Annotated in this window: 21 protein-coding genes and 1 pseudogene; 9 read left to right on the top strand and 13 right to left on the bottom strand. The window is 67.2% G+C overall.

What is annotated here, in order from left to right:
• Nucleotides 1-94 precede the first annotated feature (94 nt).
• The 7 genes and pseudogenes from N2L00_RS16215 to fabF all read left to right on the top strand — a co-directional run.
• Nucleotides 95-331: pseudogene (locus tag N2L00_RS16215) on the top strand (acetyl-CoA carboxyl transferase); the annotation flags it as partial.
• 29 nt (nucleotides 332-360) lie between these two features.
• Entirely contained in the window at nucleotides 361-519 is a 159-nt protein-coding gene (locus N2L00_RS16160; RefSeq protein ID WP_308219727.1) for a hypothetical protein, read from the top strand.
• A 144-nt stretch (nucleotides 520-663) separates the two neighbouring features.
• Nucleotides 664-1,887, top strand: coding sequence for a CdaR family transcriptional regulator (locus N2L00_RS10020; protein WP_227923715.1), 1,224 nt, complete (start codon nucleotides 664-666; stop codon nucleotides 1,885-1,887).
• Between the two features lie 109 nt (nucleotides 1,888-1,996).
• Entirely contained in the window at nucleotides 1,997-2,950 is a 954-nt protein-coding gene (locus N2L00_RS10025) for an ACP S-malonyltransferase (protein ID WP_255766503.1), read from the top strand.
• Nucleotides 2,947-4,008, top strand: coding sequence for a beta-ketoacyl-ACP synthase III (locus N2L00_RS10030; RefSeq protein ID WP_255766504.1), 1,062 nt, complete (start codon nucleotides 2,947-2,949; stop codon nucleotides 4,006-4,008). Before N2L00_RS10025 ends, N2L00_RS10030 begins: the two co-directional genes overlap by 4 nt.
• Nucleotides 4,009-4,118: 110 nt before the next feature.
• Nucleotides 4,119-4,364 (top strand): acyl carrier protein, encoded by a 246-nt coding sequence (locus N2L00_RS10035; protein WP_255766505.1) that lies wholly within the window; start codon nucleotides 4,119-4,121, stop codon nucleotides 4,362-4,364.
• Nucleotides 4,365-4,444: 80 nt separating this feature from the next.
• Nucleotides 4,445-5,680, top strand: a complete 1,236-nt coding sequence (fabF, locus tag N2L00_RS10040) for a beta-ketoacyl-ACP synthase II (protein WP_255766506.1) — start codon at nucleotides 4,445-4,447, stop codon at nucleotides 5,678-5,680.
• Between the two features lie 81 nt (nucleotides 5,681-5,761).
• On the opposite strand, the gene N2L00_RS10045 is transcribed toward fabF, so the two are convergent.
• The 7 genes from N2L00_RS10045 to N2L00_RS10075 form a co-directional block, all read right to left on the bottom strand.
• Complete coding sequence (locus tag N2L00_RS10045) at nucleotides 5,762-6,265, bottom strand: DUF3145 domain-containing protein (RefSeq protein WP_227923692.1); 504 nt, start codon at nucleotides 6,263-6,265, stop codon at nucleotides 5,762-5,764.
• Between the two features lie 197 nt (nucleotides 6,266-6,462).
• Nucleotides 6,463-7,407, bottom strand: a complete 945-nt coding sequence (locus tag N2L00_RS10050; RefSeq protein WP_255766508.1) for a tyrosine recombinase XerC — start codon at nucleotides 7,405-7,407, stop codon at nucleotides 6,463-6,465.
• A 31-nt stretch (nucleotides 7,408-7,438) separates the two neighbouring features.
• On the bottom strand, nucleotides 7,439-7,966 hold the full coding sequence (locus N2L00_RS10055; protein ID WP_255766509.1) for a methylated-DNA--[protein]-cysteine S-methyltransferase: 528 nt from the start codon (nucleotides 7,964-7,966) through the stop codon (nucleotides 7,439-7,441).
• Between the two features lie 46 nt (nucleotides 7,967-8,012).
• On the bottom strand, nucleotides 8,013-9,236 hold the full coding sequence (gene dprA, locus N2L00_RS10060; protein ID WP_255862869.1) for a DNA-processing protein DprA: 1,224 nt from the start codon (nucleotides 9,234-9,236) through the stop codon (nucleotides 8,013-8,015).
• On the bottom strand, nucleotides 9,233-10,780 hold the full coding sequence (locus N2L00_RS10065; RefSeq protein WP_255862868.1) for a YifB family Mg chelatase-like AAA ATPase: 1,548 nt from the start codon (nucleotides 10,778-10,780) through the stop codon (nucleotides 9,233-9,235). Before N2L00_RS10065 ends, dprA begins: the two co-directional genes overlap by 4 nt.
• Nucleotides 10,780-11,145 carry a YraN family protein gene (locus N2L00_RS10070; protein WP_255766513.1) on the bottom strand — a complete coding sequence of 122 codons (366 nt, stop codon included), beginning with the start codon at nucleotides 11,143-11,145 and terminating at the stop codon, nucleotides 10,780-10,782. The genes N2L00_RS10065 and N2L00_RS10070 overlap by 1 nt, the downstream gene beginning before the upstream one ends.
• A gap of 99 nt (nucleotides 11,146-11,244) precedes the next feature.
• Nucleotides 11,245-11,979 carry an SDR family oxidoreductase gene (locus N2L00_RS10075; protein ID WP_255862867.1) on the bottom strand — a complete coding sequence of 245 codons (735 nt, stop codon included), beginning with the start codon at nucleotides 11,977-11,979 and terminating at the stop codon, nucleotides 11,245-11,247.
• Between the two features lie 673 nt (nucleotides 11,980-12,652).
• On the opposite strand from N2L00_RS10075, the gene N2L00_RS16220 reads away from it, so the two are divergent.
• Entirely contained in the window at nucleotides 12,653-13,108 is a 456-nt protein-coding gene (locus tag N2L00_RS16220; protein WP_396124526.1) for an LPXTG cell wall anchor domain-containing protein, read from the top strand.
• A 25-nt stretch (nucleotides 13,109-13,133) separates the two neighbouring features.
• Here N2L00_RS16220 and N2L00_RS10090 read toward each other — a convergent pair whose 3' ends face one another.
• The gene (locus tag N2L00_RS10090; RefSeq protein WP_255862866.1) at nucleotides 13,134-13,721 is read right to left on the bottom strand and encodes a 2'-5' RNA ligase family protein; all 588 of its coding nucleotides are present in this window, start codon (nucleotides 13,719-13,721) and stop codon (nucleotides 13,134-13,136) included.
• Nucleotides 13,722-13,764: 43 nt separating this feature from the next.
• Here N2L00_RS10090 and N2L00_RS10095 point away from each other — a divergent pair, with 43 nt between their 5' ends.
• Nucleotides 13,765-14,355 (top strand): GNAT family N-acetyltransferase, encoded by a 591-nt coding sequence (locus tag N2L00_RS10095; RefSeq protein WP_255862865.1) that lies wholly within the window; start codon nucleotides 13,765-13,767, stop codon nucleotides 14,353-14,355.
• Here the strand turns inward: N2L00_RS10095 and N2L00_RS10100 are convergent.
• The 5 genes from N2L00_RS10100 to rplS are packed head-to-tail and all read right to left on the bottom strand — an operon-like array spanning nucleotide 14,327 to nucleotide 17,240.
• Nucleotides 14,327-14,647, bottom strand: a complete 321-nt coding sequence (locus N2L00_RS10100; RefSeq protein ID WP_227901490.1) for a DUF2469 domain-containing protein — start codon at nucleotides 14,645-14,647, stop codon at nucleotides 14,327-14,329. The genes N2L00_RS10095 and N2L00_RS10100 overlap by 29 nt on opposite strands.
• A 7-nt stretch (nucleotides 14,648-14,654) precedes the next feature.
• Nucleotides 14,655-15,392, bottom strand: a complete 738-nt coding sequence (locus N2L00_RS10105) for a ribonuclease HII (RefSeq protein ID WP_255862864.1) — start codon at nucleotides 15,390-15,392, stop codon at nucleotides 14,655-14,657.
• A complete protein-coding gene (lepB, locus tag N2L00_RS10110) occupies nucleotides 15,389-16,153 on the bottom strand; it encodes a signal peptidase I (RefSeq protein ID WP_255862863.1) in 765 nt (254 codons plus the stop codon). The genes N2L00_RS10105 and lepB (N2L00_RS10110) overlap by 4 nt, the downstream gene beginning before the upstream one ends.
• A gap of 11 nt (nucleotides 16,154-16,164) precedes the next feature.
• Complete coding sequence (lepB, locus tag N2L00_RS10115; RefSeq protein WP_255862862.1) at nucleotides 16,165-16,875, bottom strand: signal peptidase I; 711 nt, start codon at nucleotides 16,873-16,875, stop codon at nucleotides 16,165-16,167.
• A gap of 5 nt (nucleotides 16,876-16,880) precedes the next feature.
• A complete protein-coding gene (rplS, locus tag N2L00_RS10120; protein WP_146364401.1) occupies nucleotides 16,881-17,240 on the bottom strand; it encodes a 50S ribosomal protein L19 in 360 nt (119 codons plus the stop codon).
• Nucleotides 17,241-17,275 lie beyond the last annotated feature (35 nt).

Raw genomic sequence — 17,275 nt, forward strand, 5'->3', positions numbered from 1 at the left:
GTAATCCGCCGGTCCTCGAACTCGGGGAACATGAAAAGGAACCGCCGCATCTGCGGCGGTTCCTTTTCATTTGGCGGCCCCGTGTTGACCTGACTGGGAATCCATACGGATTTCGCGCAATCCCCGCCGTCCGGGCGTCCGCCAGCTGCTGCATTTCGGCGCGAGCGACGTGCTGCCCCTGAACGGCAGCGGGCAGGGCGAAAAGGACCCGGGCCTGTTACTGGCCCTGGCCCGCTTCGGCCGGACATCCTGCATAGTGCTGGGGCAGGACCGGGAACGCGGAACAGGACAGGCTGCTCTGGGACCGGCTTCGCTCCGGGAGGCACGCCGCTGGCCGCCCACGGGATTGTGGACCACACGGTGGCGGAACTGCCAGATGCCGCCGAGGAGGCACCCGAATTCTGCCGGCGGATGGCCCGGGCCGTGGAATACGAGCTGGCCTCGCTTCGCGCCGTTCCGCCGGACGAGCGGCTGGCACGGCGCACGGAGCGATTCCGGCGGCTGGGATCGGCGCTGTAGTACCGCTGTCACTGCCCCCGGGCCGGCATGGGCAGTAACCGGGCGGCAGCCGGGAACGATGTGAAACCCAAGCTGCCCGCCTAGCCAACTTGTAGCCTTCACACAAAATAGCGGTTCACTCGTGCAGGCCGTAAGCTCGCAGGTATGCCAGTGCGTCCCAATACGTCCGCTGCCTCAGCGCCGCCGGAAGCAGACCAGCCCACCGTCGAGCGCCTGAAAGCGAATATCGGCAGGCTTTCGACTGCCACCCTGCAGCAGCTGGACATTTCCCTGCCGTGGTACCGGGGGCTGCGCCCGGACGAGCGCTCGGCACTGGGAATGGTTGCACAGAAGGGCATCGCGTCCTTCGTGAACTGGTACCAGCGTCCTGCCTCGCCCGCCTGGGTGCTCAGCGACGTCTTCGGCACCGCCCCTACCGAGCTCACCCGCTCGATCAGCCTGCAGAAGGCCCTCCAGCTGATCCGGGTGGTGGTCCAGGTGGTCGAGGACCGGGTGCCGGAGCTGGCTGGCAGCGAGGTCCAGTCCAAACTGCGCGAAGCGGTGCTGCGCTATTCGCGTGAAGTGGCCTTCGCCGCCGCCGATGTCTATGCCCGTGCGGCCGAAACCCGGGGTGCCTGGGACACCCGGCTGGAGGCCCTTGTGGTCGACGCCATCCTGCGCGGCGAGAGTTCGGACGCGCTGCGCTCCCGGATTGCCGCCGTCGGCTGGAGCTCCGCGGCACCGGTCACCGTCATGGTGGGCGGCTCTCCTGCCGAAGCCAATGCCACATTCGTGAATGAACTCCGCCGGGCCACGGGCCGGCTGGCCGAGGACACCCTCGTGGGGATCCAGGGCGAGCGGCTGATCCTGGTCCTGGGCGGACTGGAGGACAAGGCCTTCTCCTACACCCGCCTGTCCGAACTCTTCGGTCCGGGACCGGTGGTGTACGGCCCGCCCGCACTCTCCCTTGTCGAGGCCGGCCCGTCCGCGCAGGCCGCGTTCGCCGGACTCACCGCCGCCCGCGCCTGGCCGGCTGCACCACGCCCGGTGGCAGCTGACGACCTGTGGCCCGAGCGGGTGATGTCCGGGGATGACACCGCACGCAAGGCCCTGGTGGAAAGCATCTACACACCCCTGCTGGGTGCCTCCAACGGGCTGGCAGAGACCCTTAGCGCGTACCTCTCGCTGGGCCATTCCCTGGAGGCCACGGCACGTGAACTCTTCGTCCATGCCAATACGGTCCGCTACCGCCTGCGGAGGGTCTGCGATGTGACCGGATGGGACCCGATGCTGCCCCGCGAAGCGTTCGTACTGCAGACCGCGCTGGTGGTCGGACGCCTGGCACCGGCCGGAAAAGCCGCCCCCGAGAAGCCCGCCGTCCGCCTCTGAACCCTGCCCAGGCGCCGTCGTTGGCTTGTAGACTTCCTACAAAGGCGTCCGGGGAGCTTGGTCTACGCAAACACCCGGTCCCGTCCCCTATCTTTGGAAAGCTGTATACGTGCTTGCAATCGTCTGCCCCGGCCAGGGGTCCCAAACGCCAGGATTCCTCTCACCGTGGCTGGAACTGCCCGGCGTACGGGATCACCTTTCCGCGCTGAGCGACGTCGCCGGCCTGGACCTCATTGCCCACGGCACGGTCTCCGACGAGGAAACCATCAAGGACACCGCCGTCGCCCAGCCCCTGATCGTTGCCGCGGGCCTGATGGCCGCCCGGCTGCTGCTGGAGCCCTCGGCACTGACATCCTCCACCGTCCTGGCCGGCCACTCGGTCGGCGAGATCACCGCCTCCGCCATCGCCGGTGCGCTGCCGGAAAACGACGCCCTGGTGTTTGTCCGGGAACGGGCCAACGCCATGGCACGCGCCGCAGCGGTTGAGCCCACGGGCATGAGCGCCATTCTGGGCGGGGATCCCGACGACGTGGCCGCCGTGCTGGAAGCCGCAGGGCTCACGGCGGCGAACGCCAACGGCGGCGGGCAGACCGTGGCGGCCGGGACGCACAACCAGCTCGAGGTACTCACCGCAGCACCGCCGGCCAAGGCACGGGTTATTCCGTTGAAGGTCGCCGGGGCGTTCCACACCTCCCACATGGCCCCCGCCGTGACTGTCCTGGAAGCACTGCGTCCCTCCCTCACCCCGCAGGCGCCGCTGGCCACCCTGCTCTCCAACCGCGACGGCGCCGCAGTGGTGTCCGGTGACGCCAACCTTGACAGCCTCATCGCCCAGGTATCCCGCCCGGTACGGTGGGACCTCTGCATGGAGAACATGCTCGGCATGGGCGTGACCGGCCTGCTGGAACTGCCGCCGGCAGGAACCCTCACCGGACTGGCACGCCGCGGCATGAAGGGCATACCGACACTCGCCCTGAAATCCCCAGAAGATCTAACCGCTGCCCGGGAGTTCATCCGTGAGCATTCCGGAACGGCAGCAACAACCGGAGAAGGTAACGCGTGAGCACGCCCACCCTGAAGCAGTCCCCCGTCAACGAATTCAGCCGAATCCACGGCATCGGCGCCTTCCGCCCCGACGTCATTGTCAGCAACGACGACGTCTGCCAGTGGATCGATTCCTCCGATGAGTGGATCCGCCAGCGCACCGGCATCGTGACCCGGCACCGTGCGGACAAGGGCACGTCCGTGGTGGACATGGCAGAGGCTGCCGGACGCGAGGCGTTGAAGAACGCCGGCATCGAGGGATCCCAGCTCGGCGCCGTCATCGTCTCCACCGTGACCCACCCCTACGCGACGCCTTCCGCGGCCACCCAGATCACCGAGCGGCTGGGCGCGACGCCGGCACCGGCCTACGATGTTTCCGCCGCGTGCGCCGGGTACTGCTACGGCATTGCCCAGGCAGACGCGCTGGTCCGCTCCGGCGCCGCCACCTACGTGCTGGTCATCGGCGTGGAAAAGCTTTCGGACTTCATCGACAACACCGAACGCACCATCTCCTTCCTGCTCGGCGACGGTGCCGGCGCCGTCGTCGTCGGCCCCTCCGACACCCCCGGAATCGCGCCCTCCGTCTGGGGATCCGACGGCAGCAAGTCCGGTGCCATCGGCATGACCCACTCCATGCTGGATGTCCGGGAACTTTCCCTCGCCGCCGAGGCCGACGGCGGCATGAGCCCCGCGGACCTCTCCGACCGGGACACCAAGCTCTGGCCCACCCTGCGCCAGGACGGCCAGACGGTCTTCCGCTGGGCCGTATGGGAGATGGCCAAGGCTGCCCAGCAGGCGCTCGACGCCGCCGGGATCACTGCCGAGGATCTCTCCGCCTTCGTGCCGCACCAGGCCAATATGCGCATCATTGACGAAATGGCGAAGCAGTTGAAGCTGCCCGAGTCAGTCATCATTGCCCGCGACATCGCCGATGCGGGAAACACCTCGGCCGCGTCCATTCCGCTGGCCACCTACCGCCTGCTGCAGGAGCACCCCGAACTGAGCGGCAAGCTGTCGCTGCAGATCGGCTTCGGTGCCGGCCTTGTGTTCGGCGCGCAGGTAGTTGTCCTTCCCTAGCCCCAATTCCGCAGTGCCGGCCACGCCGGTGCAGCCCACAGAACCACACCGCTTCGGCGGTTGGAAAACCGGACCGGTCCCGTACCGGCACTACAAGAAAAGGAGCCAACATGGCTAGCAAAGAAGAAATCCTGGCCGGCCTCGCCGAGATCGTCAATGAAGAGACGGGTCTGGCCCCCGAGGCCGTTGAGCTGGACAAGTCCTTCACCGATGACCTGGACATCGACTCCATTTCCATGATGACCATCGTCGTCAACGCCGAAGAAAAGTTCGGCGTGCGCATCCCGGACGAAGAGGTCAAGAACCTGAAGACCGTCGGCGACGCCGTGGACTTCATCTCCAACGCCCAGGCATAACCTTCCGGCGGCCGCTGCCTGGCGGCGGCCGCCCGGTACTGCCGGAACCAGCACCTGCAACTGCTTCAAGAGAGTGAATCATGGCCCGCAAAGTAGTCATCACAGGCCTCGGAGCGACCACGCCCATCGGCGGGGACGTTCCAACCATGTGGAAGAACGCACTGCAGGGTGTCTCCGGCGCCCGTACCCTGGAAGACGAATGGGTGGAGAAGTACTCGCTGCCCGTGACCTTTGCAGCGCGGGCCACCACTCCCGCTTCGGAAGTCCTTTCCCGCGTCGAAGCCAAGCGGATGGACCCCTCCACGCAGTTCGCCGTCGTCGCGGCGCGCGAAGCCTGGGCCGATTCCGGCCTCGCAGACATTGACCACGACCGGCTTGCCGTCTCCTTCGCCACCGGTATCGGCGGCATCTGGACCCTGCTCGACGCCTGGGACACCCTGCGCGAAAAGGGACCGCGGCGGGTACTGCCCATGACCGTTCCGATGCTGATGCCCAACGGCCCGTCCGCCGCGGTCAGCCTCGACCTGGGTGCCCGCGCCGGCGCCCACACACCCGTCTCAGCCTGCGCCTCCGGAACCGAGGCCCTCCACCAGGGCCTGGACATGATCCGCTCCGGCAAAGCCGACATCGTCGTCGCCGGCGGCGCGGAAGCCTGCATTCACCCGATGCCCTTGGCATCCTTCGCCTCCATGCAGGCCCTGTCCAAGCGCAACGATGATCCCCAGCGTGCCTCCCGCCCCTATGACAAGGACCGCGACGGCTTCGTGATGGGTGAGGGCGCCGGTGCGCTGGTGCTCGAAAGCGAAGAGCACGCCCTGGCCCGCGGAGCACGGATTTACGCCGAACTTGCAGGCACGGCCGTCACCGCCGACGCGTACCACATCACCGCCCCGGACCCCGAGGGCCTCGGCGCCACCAGGGCCCTGAAGTCCGCTCTCTTTGATGCCCGGGCGCAGGCCGAGGACGTAGTCCACGTGAACGCGCACGCCACCTCCACCCCGGTGGGCGACAAGCCGGAATACACCGCGCTGAAGGCTGCCCTGGGCAGTGCCCTCGACGGAGTTGCCGTGTCAGCGACCAAGTCGCAGATGGGCCACCTGCTGGGTGCCTCCGGTGCAGTCGAAGCCGTCCTGACGGCTTTGGCGGTCTACGAGCGCCAGGCGCCGGCCACGATCAACCTGGAAAACCAGGATCCGGAGATTCCGCTCGACGTGGTGACCTCCAGCCGCCAGCTGCGCGGCGGAGACATCGTGGCGCTGAGCAATTCCTTCGGCTTCGGCGGGCACAACGCCGTCGCCGTGCTGCGCAGCCGCTAACCCGTTCGCTTACGACAACAGGCGTCCGTTCCCCGCGGGGAACGGACGCCTGTTGTGTTTGCTACGGAGTTTTTGAGGAGACTAGCCGACCTGGTGCAGCCAGCGCACCGGAGCGCCGTCGGCCGCGTGCCGGAACGGCTCCAGCTCTTCGTCCCAGGCCTCGCCCAGGGCGAGTGAGAGTTCGTGGTAGACCGCCGACGGATCGCCGGCACCGTTTTCATAGGCGTAACGGATGCGGTTCTCGGAAATCATGATGTTGCCGTGCACGTCGGTGGCGGCGTGGAAGATGCCCAGCTCAGGCGTGTGTGCCCAGCGGCTGCCGTCGGCTCCGGGGCTCTGTTCCTCCGTCACCTCGTACCGGAGGTGCGCCCAGCCGCGCAGCGCGGACGCGAGCAGGGAACCGGTGCCCTGCGGTCCGGTCCAGGCGATTTCGGCCCGTACCATTCCGGGCGCAGCCGGCTGAGGGGTCCACTGTAGATCCGTTCGCTTTTCCACGACGGATCCGATGGCCCACTCAATATGGGGGCACAACGCGGAAGGGGCAGAGTGCACAAACAGTACGCCGCGCGCCATCACAACAGACATTCCATCCTCCATAGCTGTAGGTACGTCTTCCCCAACGACCTGCTGCTGCATGGACGGATATCGAGCCGGATGTGACCGCTGTCCATCATTGTGCCGTAAGTTACGTCGATGCGCCAATGTATCCTTTTGAGCCTCCGCAGCACCGCAGGCTCGGCGGTGCTGCCGGAGTCGGGCGGCGGTCCCTGGGCGGCCCTCCCTTAGGCTCGCGGATGCGCCTGGCTGTAGCTCTGGCGCAGCCTGTCCACTGACACGTGTGTGTAGAGCTGCGTGGTGGCCAGCGACGAATGGCCCAGGATTTCCTGCACGGCACGCAGATCGGCACCGCCGTCGAGCAGGTGGGTGGCCGCGGAGTGGCGCAGGGCGTGCGGCCCGGAGGCGGACGTGTCCGGCACGGCTTCCAAAAGCCCTGCCACCACGCTGCGGACCTGCCGCTGGTCCACCCGTCCGCCCCGCTTGCCCAGGAACAATGCCGGACCGCTGTCCCCGGTCGCCATCGACGGACGGCCGCGGCGCAGCCAGTCATCCACCGCGAGCGCAGCCGGCAGGCCGTAAGGCACCGTGCGTTCCTTGTTGCCCTTGCCCAGCACGGTGAGCGTCCTGCGGTCCGGATCGAGGTCGTCGACGTCCAGTCCGGCCAGCTCCCCCACCCGGATGCCCGTTGCGTAGAGCAGTTCGACCATCGCGCGGTCCCGCAGAGCCACTGGTTCGCCCTCGGCGGCAGCCGCCTGCAGGGTTTCGAACAGGTCATCGAGCTGGCTGCTGCGCAGCACGCCGGGAAGGGTCTTTTCCTTCTTCGGTGCTTTCAGCCGCAGGGCCGGGTTTTCGCTGATAAGTTCCTCGCGCAGGGCCCAGTTGGTGAAGCTGCGTGCCGTGGCGGCGCGGCGGGCCAGCGTGGAACGGGCCTGCCCGCCGGCACTGAGTTCGCCCAGCCAGCCGCGCAGGATGCCCAGGTCCAGTTCCTGGAGCGAGCCTGCTCCGGCGCCGAGGGCATAGTCGAGCAGCTTCGACACATCCGACTCATAGGCACGGACCGTGTGCTCGGAGCGGCCACGCTCCGCCGTAAGGTACCGGCAGAAGCCCTCCAGTGCGGAACGGAATTCCGCCGGCCACGCAGTTCGCCCTGCTGCTCCCTTTGATGTCACCTCTTTACTGTTCTCTCTTTGCCGCCGACGTTCAAGCAGGCACGCTGTCGGCACGCAGGCAGTTGCGCCGCAGGTGTTCTGTCTGCGGGGCCTGCTCGAGTTCCAGCAGGTACCGTTTCGCATCGACGCCGCCCGAGTATCCCGTCAGCGCGCCGCGGGACCCCACCACGCGGTGGGTGGGCACAACCAGGTTCAACGGGTTATGGGCCAATGCTGCTCCCACGCTTCGGGCCTTGGCCGCGTCGCCCAGCAGGACCGCCAGCTGCTTGTAGCTTGCCGTCCTGCCGTAGGCGATGCCCGAGACCTGCTCCCATACCCTGCGCTGGAACTCGGTCCCCTGGGGATTGGTATCCACGCTGAAGCAGCAGCGCCGGCCCTCGAAGTACTCCGTCAGTTGACGTTCGACATCCTCGAAGCCGTCTTCGGCCGCAATGCCGTACGGTGTCCCTGACCCTGCCGGCGCAGCGGGCGGCCCCAGCCGGACCATGGACAGGAGTCCGTCCATAGCGACGAGGGTGAGTACCCCTACCGGCGAGGTGACTATCTTGTGAGTGATCATGATGACGTCCTTTCTGGATGTGCGGATAGTCGAAATGTCGATGCTGCTAACGCCGGCCGCGGCGCCACTGGTCTCCTTCGGACCGTACGGCCAGTCCTTCCAATTCCAGCCGCGCCAGCCCGGCGCGCACCCCTTGCAGGGAAAGCCCGGCGACGGTAGCCAGTTTCTCGGTGGTCGTTCCGCTGCGCACCGGCAGCGCATCCAGCAGCAGCAGGTCCTCCACGGGCAGCCCGTCGTGATCTGCCCGGCGGCCTCCCTCCCGGCTGTCCCCTGCCCGGCTGGCCGGATCGCCCGGCTCTCCCGGCGGGACATCACGGAGCGGCCCGGCCAGCTCCACCACTTCCCGGGCATCGGTCACGCAGACTGCGCTTCCGTCGCGCAGCAGCCGGTGGCATCCGGCAGAGTTGGCTGAGTACACGGAGCCCGGCACCGCACCGACTTCCCGCCCTAACCCGGCGGCATGGTGGGCAGTGTTCAGTGCTCCGGATCTCCAGCGGGCCTCCACCACCACGGTGACGGCGCTCAGCGCAGCGATGATCCGGTTCCGTTGCAGGAATCTCCAGCGGGTGGGGGCAGATCCCGGCGGCACTTCGGACAGCAGCAGTCCGCGCTCCGCGACGGCGCGAAGCAGGTCCTCGTTGCCGGCCGGGTAGAACCGGTCCGCACCGCACGCCATGACCGCTAGCGTGGCCGGGGCATCAGCGGATGCAGCTGCGAGCGCGGCACGATGTGCCTGGGCATCGATTCCGTAGGCGCCTCCGGAGACAACGGTGTACCCGCGGTTGGCCAGCCCCGCTGCGAGGTCCCCCGCTATGGACAGCCCGTATCCGGTCGCGTCCCGGGAACCCACTACTGCCACGGTCCGGTCCAGTTCCGGCAGGCCCCGCTTCAGGTCTCCCCGTACCCAGAGACACAACGGCATTTCCTGCTGCAGGTGGCGCAATGACTCGGGCCAACGGGGATCCTCCGGCACAAGGAGTTCCCCACCCAGACGGCGGATCGCGTCCAGGTCCCGGTCCGGCGCAAGGTCCGCTACCCGCGGGGCCCACCTTTTCAGTCCCTCGGCCAGGGCGCTTCCCTGGCCGCTGCCCGGGGATAGAAAGCGTGACGTTTCGGCGGCGAGATCCGGAGGCGTGCCCGCCGCTCCGGTGGCGATCTGCAGCGCCTGGACCGGACCGGCGGCCGCCACGAGTGCCAGGCCCACGGTATCTGAAGGTTCGAACAGCCTGGACAACGCCGCCCGTGCGACCAGCACCTCGTCATTACTCATGCCGCCGCTCCCTGCCGGCGGAAAGCGAGGGCCTGCCCGACGTCGTCGGCGTCCGGGCTTCCGTGCCCGGCAAGATCGGCGACGGTCCAGGCCACCCGCAATACCCGGTCGTAGCCCCGGGCCGTCAGGAGCTGGCGGTCCATGGCCCGGTCCAGGGCCGACGTTGCTTTGCTCGGCGGCCGCAGGCTGTCCCGCAGCAAGGTGCCGGGAACCTCGGCATTGGTTTCGCATCCCAGCGGCTGAAGCCGCTCCCGTTGGAGCCGCCGCGCCTCCAGCACGCGTGCCGCCACCGTGGAGCTGGCCTCCGCAGGCTCTGCGGCGAAGTAGTCGACCAGGGAGACCCTCTGCACGGAGAGCTGCAGGTCCACCCGATCCAGCAGCGGACCGGAGAGCCGGCTGAAGTACCGGCGCCGCTGTGTGGAGGTGCAGGTGCACTCGATCCCCTTGCCGGTTGCGAGTCCGCAGGGACAGGGATTGGCGGCAAGGACGAGCTGGAAGCGTGCCGGATACACGGCTGTACCCGCTGCCCGGTGCAGGACTAGCTCGCCGCTCTCAAGCGGTTGGCGCAAGCCGTCCAGGACCCGTCTCTCATACTCGGGCGCCTCATCGAGGAACAACACGCCGCGGTGGGCGCGGGAGGCAGCGCCGGGGCGCGGGATGCCTGAACCGCCGCCGATCACCGCTGCCGTGGACGCGGTGTGGTGCGGACTTTCGAACGGTGGTCGACGGAGCAGCTGGCGGCAGGGGCGTCCCTGCCAGGCGAGGGAGTGAATGGCGGTGACTTCCATTGCCTGGTCATCGGAAAGGTCCGGCAGGATGCCGGGCAACCGCTCAGCCAGCATGGTCTTTCCGGCGCCCGGCGGCCCGGTCATCAACAGATGGTGTGCTCCTGCTGCAGCCACTTCGACGGCGAAGCGGGCCTCTGCCTGCCCCGCCACGTCCGCAAGGTCGGGAATCCGGGATTCAGCCTGGCCCTCTTCGTGGTCGGGATCTTCGCCGGTACGGGCCACCGGCAGTGGAAAACTAAGCTGCTCGGCGTCGGCGCCGAGGTCGGCGGCCACCTCGGCCAGGCAGGAGTATCCCCGGACGCGGGCAGCAGGCACCAGTGCAGCCTCCTCTGCGTTCTCCGCCGCCACGGCAAAGTCCGTGTAGCCGGCCGCAACCGCGGCCACAACAGCCGGAAGTATGCCCCGGATCGGCCGAAGCCGGCTATCCAGCCCGAGTTCCGCCAGGAAGATGCAGCGGCCCGGGCTGCGCAGGACACCGCCGGCGCAGAGTGCAGCCACGGCTATGGCCAGGTCGAAGCCGGAGCCGTGCTTCGGTACATCCGCAGGCATCAGGTTGACCGTGATGCGGCGCCGGCTCAGCGGCAGCCCGGCGTTTTTTGCCGCCGACTTCACCCGGTCGCGCGCCTCGTTAAGGGAGGCGTCCGGCAGCCCCAGCAGGATAAAGGACGGAAGGGACTGGCCGATGTCGGCTTCAATCTCAACGATCCTGCCCTGCAGGCCGACCAGCCCTACCCCGTAGGTCCGTCCGAGCCCCATCAGGAGATTCCCCGCAGGTGCTCCACGACGGGCGGATTAGCGCCGTCGTCGAGAATCGAGACTGCGTCGATCCGGCGGTGGGTGAAGTAGCGGCTGTTGGCCCGGGCCCAGGCCCCTGCCAGCTGGTAGAGGCGGGCGACCTTATCCTGCCCGATCGCTTCGAAGGGGTGTCCGAAGTCCAGCGAGGAGCGCGTTTTCACTTCGACCACCACCAGGGTGGCCCCGTCCACGGCGACCAGGTCGATCTCGCCCTCGGGACACCGCCAGTTCCGGTCGATGATGCGAAGCCCGGCGTCGGTCAGGTACCGCGCCGCCAGTTCTTCTCCGCGGCTTCCCAGGATGTCTTTGGCTTTCATGTCCACCACGTTGGCTCAAACCGGACGGACCGGGCACAGCACGACACAGCCGTGTGGAGAAGGATTCCGCCGCCGCGCACCGGAACCTGAGTGTGGAGGAGCAGAAGTTCAGGCCAGTCCCCCGTTGGCGTAGACCACCTGGCCGTTGACCCAGCGACCCGGCCCGGCAAGGAAGGCAACGGTTTCGGCGATGTCTTCGGGCTGGCCCAGGCGCCCTGGCGGCGCCGCCTCGGCCAGCCGCTCGACGGTGGCCTCGTCCTTTCCGTCCAGGAACAACGCCGTCGCTGTCGGCCCGGGCGCCACCGCGTTGACCGTGATGTCCCGTCCCCGCAGTTCCCGCGCCAGGATCAGCGTCATCCCTTCCACTGCAGCTTTGCTGGCCACATAGGCGCCGTAGCCGGGGTATTGGGTGCGCCGGACGGTGGTCGAAAAGTTGATGATCGCTCCACCCGGACGGACCCGGCGGGCCGCCTGCTGCGAGACCACGAACGTTCCCCGGATATTCGTGTGGTGCATCCGGTCCAGGTCCGCCAGATCCAGCTCGGCGATCGGGCCAAGGAGCATGATGCCTGCGGTGTTGACGACCACGTCCAGGCCGCCGAACGCTTTCTCGACGGCGTCGAATGCGGCGGCCATCGCGGTCTCGTCCCCCACGTCTCCGCCCACGGCCAAGGCAAGTCCGCCCTCGGCGGCAATGTCGGCAACAACCCCGTCCGCTGTCGCCAGGTTCCGCGCGTAGTGCACACCCACCGAATAGCCGTTCAACGCGAGCCGTCGGACCACGGCCGCTCCGATCCCGCCGGATCCTCCGGTCACCAGGGCAACCCGTCCCGCAGTAGCCATAACGCTCTCCTCGCTGGTCGTGGGCAGGACCTCGGCGTTTTCAACTTCCGGGATACACCACCGATGCCATGCCGCCAAGGGCAGATAAGACGCCCGACCGGAATTTGAGCGGGTCTTGTCGGGAAACTGCGTCATTCCGTAGGGGAACGCTGAGACGGCCCGGACAGGATAGCGACGCTAACGCCCATGTTCGACTCACAAAAAGGACATCATGCAAAACCGCAAGCGAAATACAACCGCTGTCGTGGCAGGATTTGCAGCCTTAGCGGGGCTGTCGATTGTCACCGGTGCACCGGCTTTGGCCACCGCCGCGCCGGCGACCGGGGACACTGTCCCAACCACGTCGCCGAGTGGGTCTCCCTCGGCGGAGGTTTCCGTGACGGAAACCGGAATCTACTTGTACCGGAAGGTAGACGCGCAGAAGCCGGCCGCCTGGGAAAACTCGGGGAAACAAACCTTCCTGGCCAAGCAGCCCGGACACCAGTGGTTCACCGATGTAACGTCCCTGGTCCCCTTGGTTCCATTCGAGGTATGCGGTCCCGGCTGGGCCGTCCAGCAAGACGTACTCGAGTTCGAAGGCACTTATGAGTGGCCGAAGAACCTCCTTTATCCCGAGCCCTTCCCCGGGAACCCGAAGCTAAAGGCCTCCCAGCATCAGGAGCTCGAGGAGGTGATGACGGTTCCCGATTGCGCTTCCACGCCGACGCCGACGCCGACGCCGGAGCCTGCTAATCCCCCTCCCACGTCGACGCCGACGCCCACCCCCACGGACACCCCGTCCCAGAAGCCGACGCCGACGCCCACCCCCACGGACACCCCGTCCAGGCCCCCGGCAGGTGCGGTCACGCCGACACCGGCAGCCACCCCGGCAGCCACCCCATCGGAAACCCCGGCAGGCTCGGTAACCCCGCCCGGTTCGAACAGCACCACTCCTGCCCCGGGCAGCACCCCGGCGGCCCCGGGCACCACGAACCCCGGGATCCAGGTTGCCGGCAACCCCAGCCCCCGCGTTCCCGATGCCGGGCTCGCCCACACGGGTGCCGGCGGAACGTGGCTTGCCGCGGCCGGCGCAGCTATCCTGGCTGTCGGAGCGGTACTGGTGGTCATTGCCCGCCGCAGGAAAGCCTAAGCCCAAAGGTGTACCCCGGATGCCGTCAGTGCCCGGGGTACACCACCGGCATCGGCTGCAGCGTCACGGATTCCAGCGGAAGCGAAGGCAGGGCGCCCGCAAACCCCCGCGCCAGGGAGATGTGCGGGCGCAGGGTCCCGGCAAACATGAAGTTCGGATCACCGGCCATGAAGGCCGCCGCGTCCCGGATCCCGGCGGCGCCGAGAAAACCAACCAGCTCGCCGTACAGGTCCCGATGCAGCAAGGCGAGTTCCGGCGTCGGCAGGTATTCCACTACCAAGGTCGAGCCGCGCATACCGAACCCGGCAAACCCCGCCGGCTCCAGCCGGAAGGAAACCGCGGGCAGCAGCGCCTCGGTCCGGGCAACGTACCCGGCGAGCAGCTGCTCGTAGGCAGAACGTGAAATACCGGTCTGGGCATTGACGGCCCGGTGCACGTCCAGCACCTTCCCGAAGTGGATCAGCGTCAGGTGCAGCTGCTGCCGCGGCACCAGCCGCGTGCCGGCCGGCAGCGACTGCTGCAGGGACAGCAGGTGTGCCAGTGACGGACCGTCGGGCTGCATTTGTGCGTACAGGCGGAGGTTGGCGTCGAAGCCGCGCCGGGACTCGGGCATGCCGCTAAGTCTAGGCCCGGATTACACCCGCTAGGCTGTCCGGGTGGCTTTCGCGATCCCGCTGCTCAGCGACGACATCCTCCTGCTCCGTCCGCACGCCGCCGCCGACCTCGATGCCGTGTATGCACGCTGCATCGACCCTGTGTCGGTCCAGTGGACCACCATTCCGCTGGGCTACACGCCGGAGATGGCGCAGCAGTACCTGGCCGCCATCTCGGTGCCGCAGGAAAACGCCGTGTCCTGGGCGCTCGACGTCGGCGGCAAATATGCAGGCACCATCTACCTGCGCTTCGAAGGTGCAGCCTCCGGTTCGCTGGGCTTCGTCACGTCGCCGGAATACCGGGGCCGCGGCCTGATGTCCCGCGCGGTCCGGCTGGCAGTGGGGCACGCCTTCGAGGACCTGGACTGGGATGTGGTCACATGGAAGGCGAATGCGGGAAACACCGGCAGCTATAAGACCGTCTGGCGCTGCGGTTTCCCGCCGCCGATCGCGGTGCCATATCTGCTGAACCACCGCGGAACAATGGTTGAGGGATGGATTTCCAGCCTCGCCCGGAATGACCCAAGGAGCCCATCCGTCAGCTGGGCGAAGGCAGGGGCGGAAGCTACAGTTCGTCGGCCTTCGGCAGTGTGAGGTCGTCGTTGCGGGTCAATTCCTCCACGTTGACGTCCTTGAAGGTGATCACCCGCACGCTTTTGACGAACCGAGCGGACCGGTAGACATCCCAGACCCACGCGTCCTGCAGCGTGAGGTCGAAGTAGATCTCGCCGTCGGCGGACCGGGCCTGCAGGTCCACGTGGTTGGCCAGGTAAAAGCGCCGCTCGGTTTCCACCACGTAGCTGAAGAGGCCTACGACGTCGCGGTACTCCCGGTACAGCTGGAGCTCCATGTCCGTTTCATAGTTCTCAAGGTCTTCGGCGCTCATGTTCCTATCATCCCCCAACTGTGCTCAAGTCGTCTTCCGGTTCCAGCAACGGTTCCCCCGGGCGGGGCTTGGAGCCCAGCCGCCAGGACATGCGGTGCAGCCTCGTTGGTCCATGGACGTCGATGGCCGCGCGGTGCGACTCGGTGGCATAACCCTTGTTGATCTCCCACGAATAGTGCGGGTTCGAAGCGGCAAACTCTACCATCATGGCGTCGCGTTCCACCTTCGCCAGCACGCTGGCGGCGGCCACGCTCAGGCACTGCATGTCCGCCTTGATCCGGGTGTGTACGGGCACGGTGCATCCCGGCGCCGGTTCATCCGGATCGTCGAACAGGCTGCCCTGCCGCTCGGGCGAGAGCCAGTTGTAGTTGCCGTCCAGGAGTACGACGTCGGGACGCAGGGTTGAGCACACCTGGTCCCAGGCGCGCGTTCCGGCCAGGCGAAGGGCGACGGTCAGCCCGTGCAGGTCGATCTCCGCCGCACTGGCATGGCCCACACCCCAGGCCAGGGCCCATTTCCTGATCTGCGGAACCAGCGCGTTCCGGTCCGCCACGGAAAGGAGCTTGCTGTCCCGCACTCCCTTGAGGGAGCGCACGGTAGCCAGGTCCACGGCCACCATCCCTACGGACACCGGTCCGGCCAGGGCGCCGCGGCCTACTTCGTCGCAGCCGGCCAAGATCCGGTGCCCGGAGGCAGCGAACGTGCGCTCATACCGAAGGGTCGGTGGCTTCGCCGTGGAACTCACTTGCTGCCGCTCGGTTCCGGGACATCCTCGAAGACTTCCGAATAGTCGTCAACCCCGCCGACGCGGTTCAGCGGCCAGGCCGTCACTACGGCCTTGCCCTCAATGTCCTCCACGTCTACGAAACCGCCGCCCTCACCGTATTGGTGTTCGCGGGAATCGGCAGAGGCATTGCGGTGGTCCCCCATCACCCAGACCTTGCCCTCGGGGACAACCACGTCAAAGGGGATGTCGGAGGGTGCGGCGCCGGGGTACAGGTAGGGCTCGTCCAAGGGTTCGCCGTTGACGGTGATCCTGCCGTTGGCATCGCAGCAGACCACATGGTCGCCTTCGGTGCCGATGACACGCTTGACCAGGTGCTGCTGGGACTCGTCAGGGAGCAGGCCAACAAAGGTCAGGCCCTCGCGGATCGGATTCGTTGCCTTCTCCGCGGTCTGCGGCAGCCAGCCCTTGGTGTCCTTGAAGACCACGACGTCGCCGCGGTTCAGGTCCATCGGTTCAGGGACCAGAAGGTTGACGAAAATCCGGTCATTGATTTCCAGCGTCTCTTCCATGGACCCCGAGGGGATGTAAAACGCCCGGAAAAGGAAGGTCTTGATCAGGAAGGACAGCACCAGGGCTATCACCACGATCGTGAGGACTTCACGCAGCCAGGCGCCGAAACCGCGTTTCTTTTCCTTCGGTGCGGCCGAGTGCGCTGCGTGGTCCCGCTGCTCCCCGGAGCCGGGCGTCCCGTCAGGGGACTGGTCCGGTTGCTGCGACATTGCGTTTCCTCTTATTTCTCCGTGTTCCACTCGGCTCCTAAGGATAGCCGGTCAATATTGGTGCCGCGCTCGAGCGGCCAAAGAATTCGCTGGGCCTGTCCGATCACCCGTTCCGTGGAGATCAGACCGCCGCCGGGAGCTCCCAGCAGGGACCGGGAATCCGCCGAAACGGACCGGTGGTCCCCCATCAGCCACAGCCTGCCTTCGGGAACGACGACGTCGAACGCGTGGTCGCTGGGAGCGTCTCCAGAGTAAACGTACGGCTCGTCCACGGGAGTTCCGTTGATGGTTATCCGCGGATCCCCGTCCGTGCAGCAGCTCACCCTGTCCCCCGCCACACCGATGACCCGTTTCACGTAAACGGCGTCGCTGCCGGCCAGCCCCACCCAGCGACCCACGGTGACCGCGGCGTCGGCCACTGCCGGACGCCCGCTGTGCAGCGGCGCCAGCGAGCCCCGGCCGTCGAACACCACCACATCGCCGCGCCGGATGCCAGCCGAATCATAGGCGGTGCGGGAGACCAGGATCCGGTCACCGGGTTCCAGCAACGGCTGCATGGAATCCGAGGGGATGTAGAAAACGTCGAACAGGAACGCCCGCACGAGGGCGGCCAGGATCACGGCCGCGGCGAGAGCACATAGCACAAAACGCCAGCCCACAAACCGGGGCCGGCGTTTCGTGTGCTTCGCGGAGGGACCCCCGGAGGCGGATGCTGCAGTCAAGTAAGTTACTTGGCGGGACGGAAGTCGCGCTTTTCCTTGATCTTGGCTGCCTTGCCGCGCAGATCGCGCATGTAGTACAGCTTCGCGCGGCGGACGTCGCCCTTGGAGACAACCTCGAGCTTGTCGATGACCGGGGAGTGTACCGGGAAGGTACGCTCCACGCCGACGCCGAAGCTGACCTTGCGGACCGTGAAGGTCGCGCGGAGGCCGTCGCCCTGGCGCTTGAGCACGAAGCCCTGGAAGACCTGAACACGGGTGTTCTTGCCTTCGATGATGTTTACGTGAACCTTGACCGTGTCACCGGCGCGGAACTCGGGGATGTCCGTACGCAGGGAAGCTGCGTCAACAGAATCTAGGATGTGCATTGTTTATCACTCCTGGTGAACGCCACAGGTCATTC

The organism is Arthrobacter sp. zg-Y1171 (assembly GCF_025244845.1).
Classification (GTDB): domain Bacteria; phylum Actinomycetota; class Actinomycetes; order Actinomycetales; family Micrococcaceae; genus Arthrobacter_B.

Excerpts from the sequence above, each read along its gene's own strand:
- N2L00_RS10020 (WP_227923715.1), top strand. The coding sequence starts at position 664 with ATGCCAGTGCGTCCCAATACGTCCGCTGCCTCAGCGCCGCCGGAAGCA.
- N2L00_RS10035 (WP_255766505.1), top strand. The coding sequence starts at position 4,119 with ATGGCTAGCAAAGAAGAAATCCTGGCCGGCCTCGCCGAGATCGTCAAT.
- fabF (WP_255766506.1), top strand. The coding sequence starts at position 4,445 with ATGGCCCGCAAAGTAGTCATCACAGGCCTCGGAGCGACCACGCCCATC.
- N2L00_RS10045 (WP_227923692.1), bottom strand. The coding sequence starts at position 6,265 with ATGTCTGTTGTGATGGCGCGCGGCGTACTGTTTGTGCACTCTGCCCCT.
- N2L00_RS10055 (WP_255766509.1), bottom strand. The coding sequence starts at position 7,966 with ATGATCACTCACAAGATAGTCACCTCGCCGGTAGGGGTACTCACCCTC.
- dprA (WP_255862869.1), bottom strand. The coding sequence starts at position 9,236 with ATGAGTAATGACGAGGTGCTGGTCGCACGGGCGGCGTTGTCCAGGCTG.
- N2L00_RS10065 (WP_255862868.1), bottom strand. The coding sequence starts at position 10,780 with ATGGGGCTCGGACGGACCTACGGGGTAGGGCTGGTCGGCCTGCAGGGC.
- N2L00_RS10075 (WP_255862867.1), bottom strand. The coding sequence starts at position 11,979 with ATGGCTACTGCGGGACGGGTTGCCCTGGTGACCGGAGGATCCGGCGGG.
- N2L00_RS16220 (WP_396124526.1), top strand. The coding sequence starts at position 12,653 with ATGACGGTTCCCGATTGCGCTTCCACGCCGACGCCGACGCCGACGCCG.
- N2L00_RS10090 (WP_255862866.1), bottom strand. The coding sequence starts at position 13,721 with ATGCCCGAGTCCCGGCGCGGCTTCGACGCCAACCTCCGCCTGTACGCA.
- N2L00_RS10100 (WP_227901490.1), bottom strand. The coding sequence starts at position 14,647 with ATGAGCGCCGAAGACCTTGAGAACTATGAAACGGACATGGAGCTCCAG.
- lepB (WP_255862863.1), bottom strand. The coding sequence starts at position 16,153 with ATGTCGCAGCAACCGGACCAGTCCCCTGACGGGACGCCCGGCTCCGGG.
- rplS (WP_146364401.1), bottom strand. The coding sequence starts at position 17,240 with ATGCACATCCTAGATTCTGTTGACGCAGCTTCCCTGCGTACGGACATC.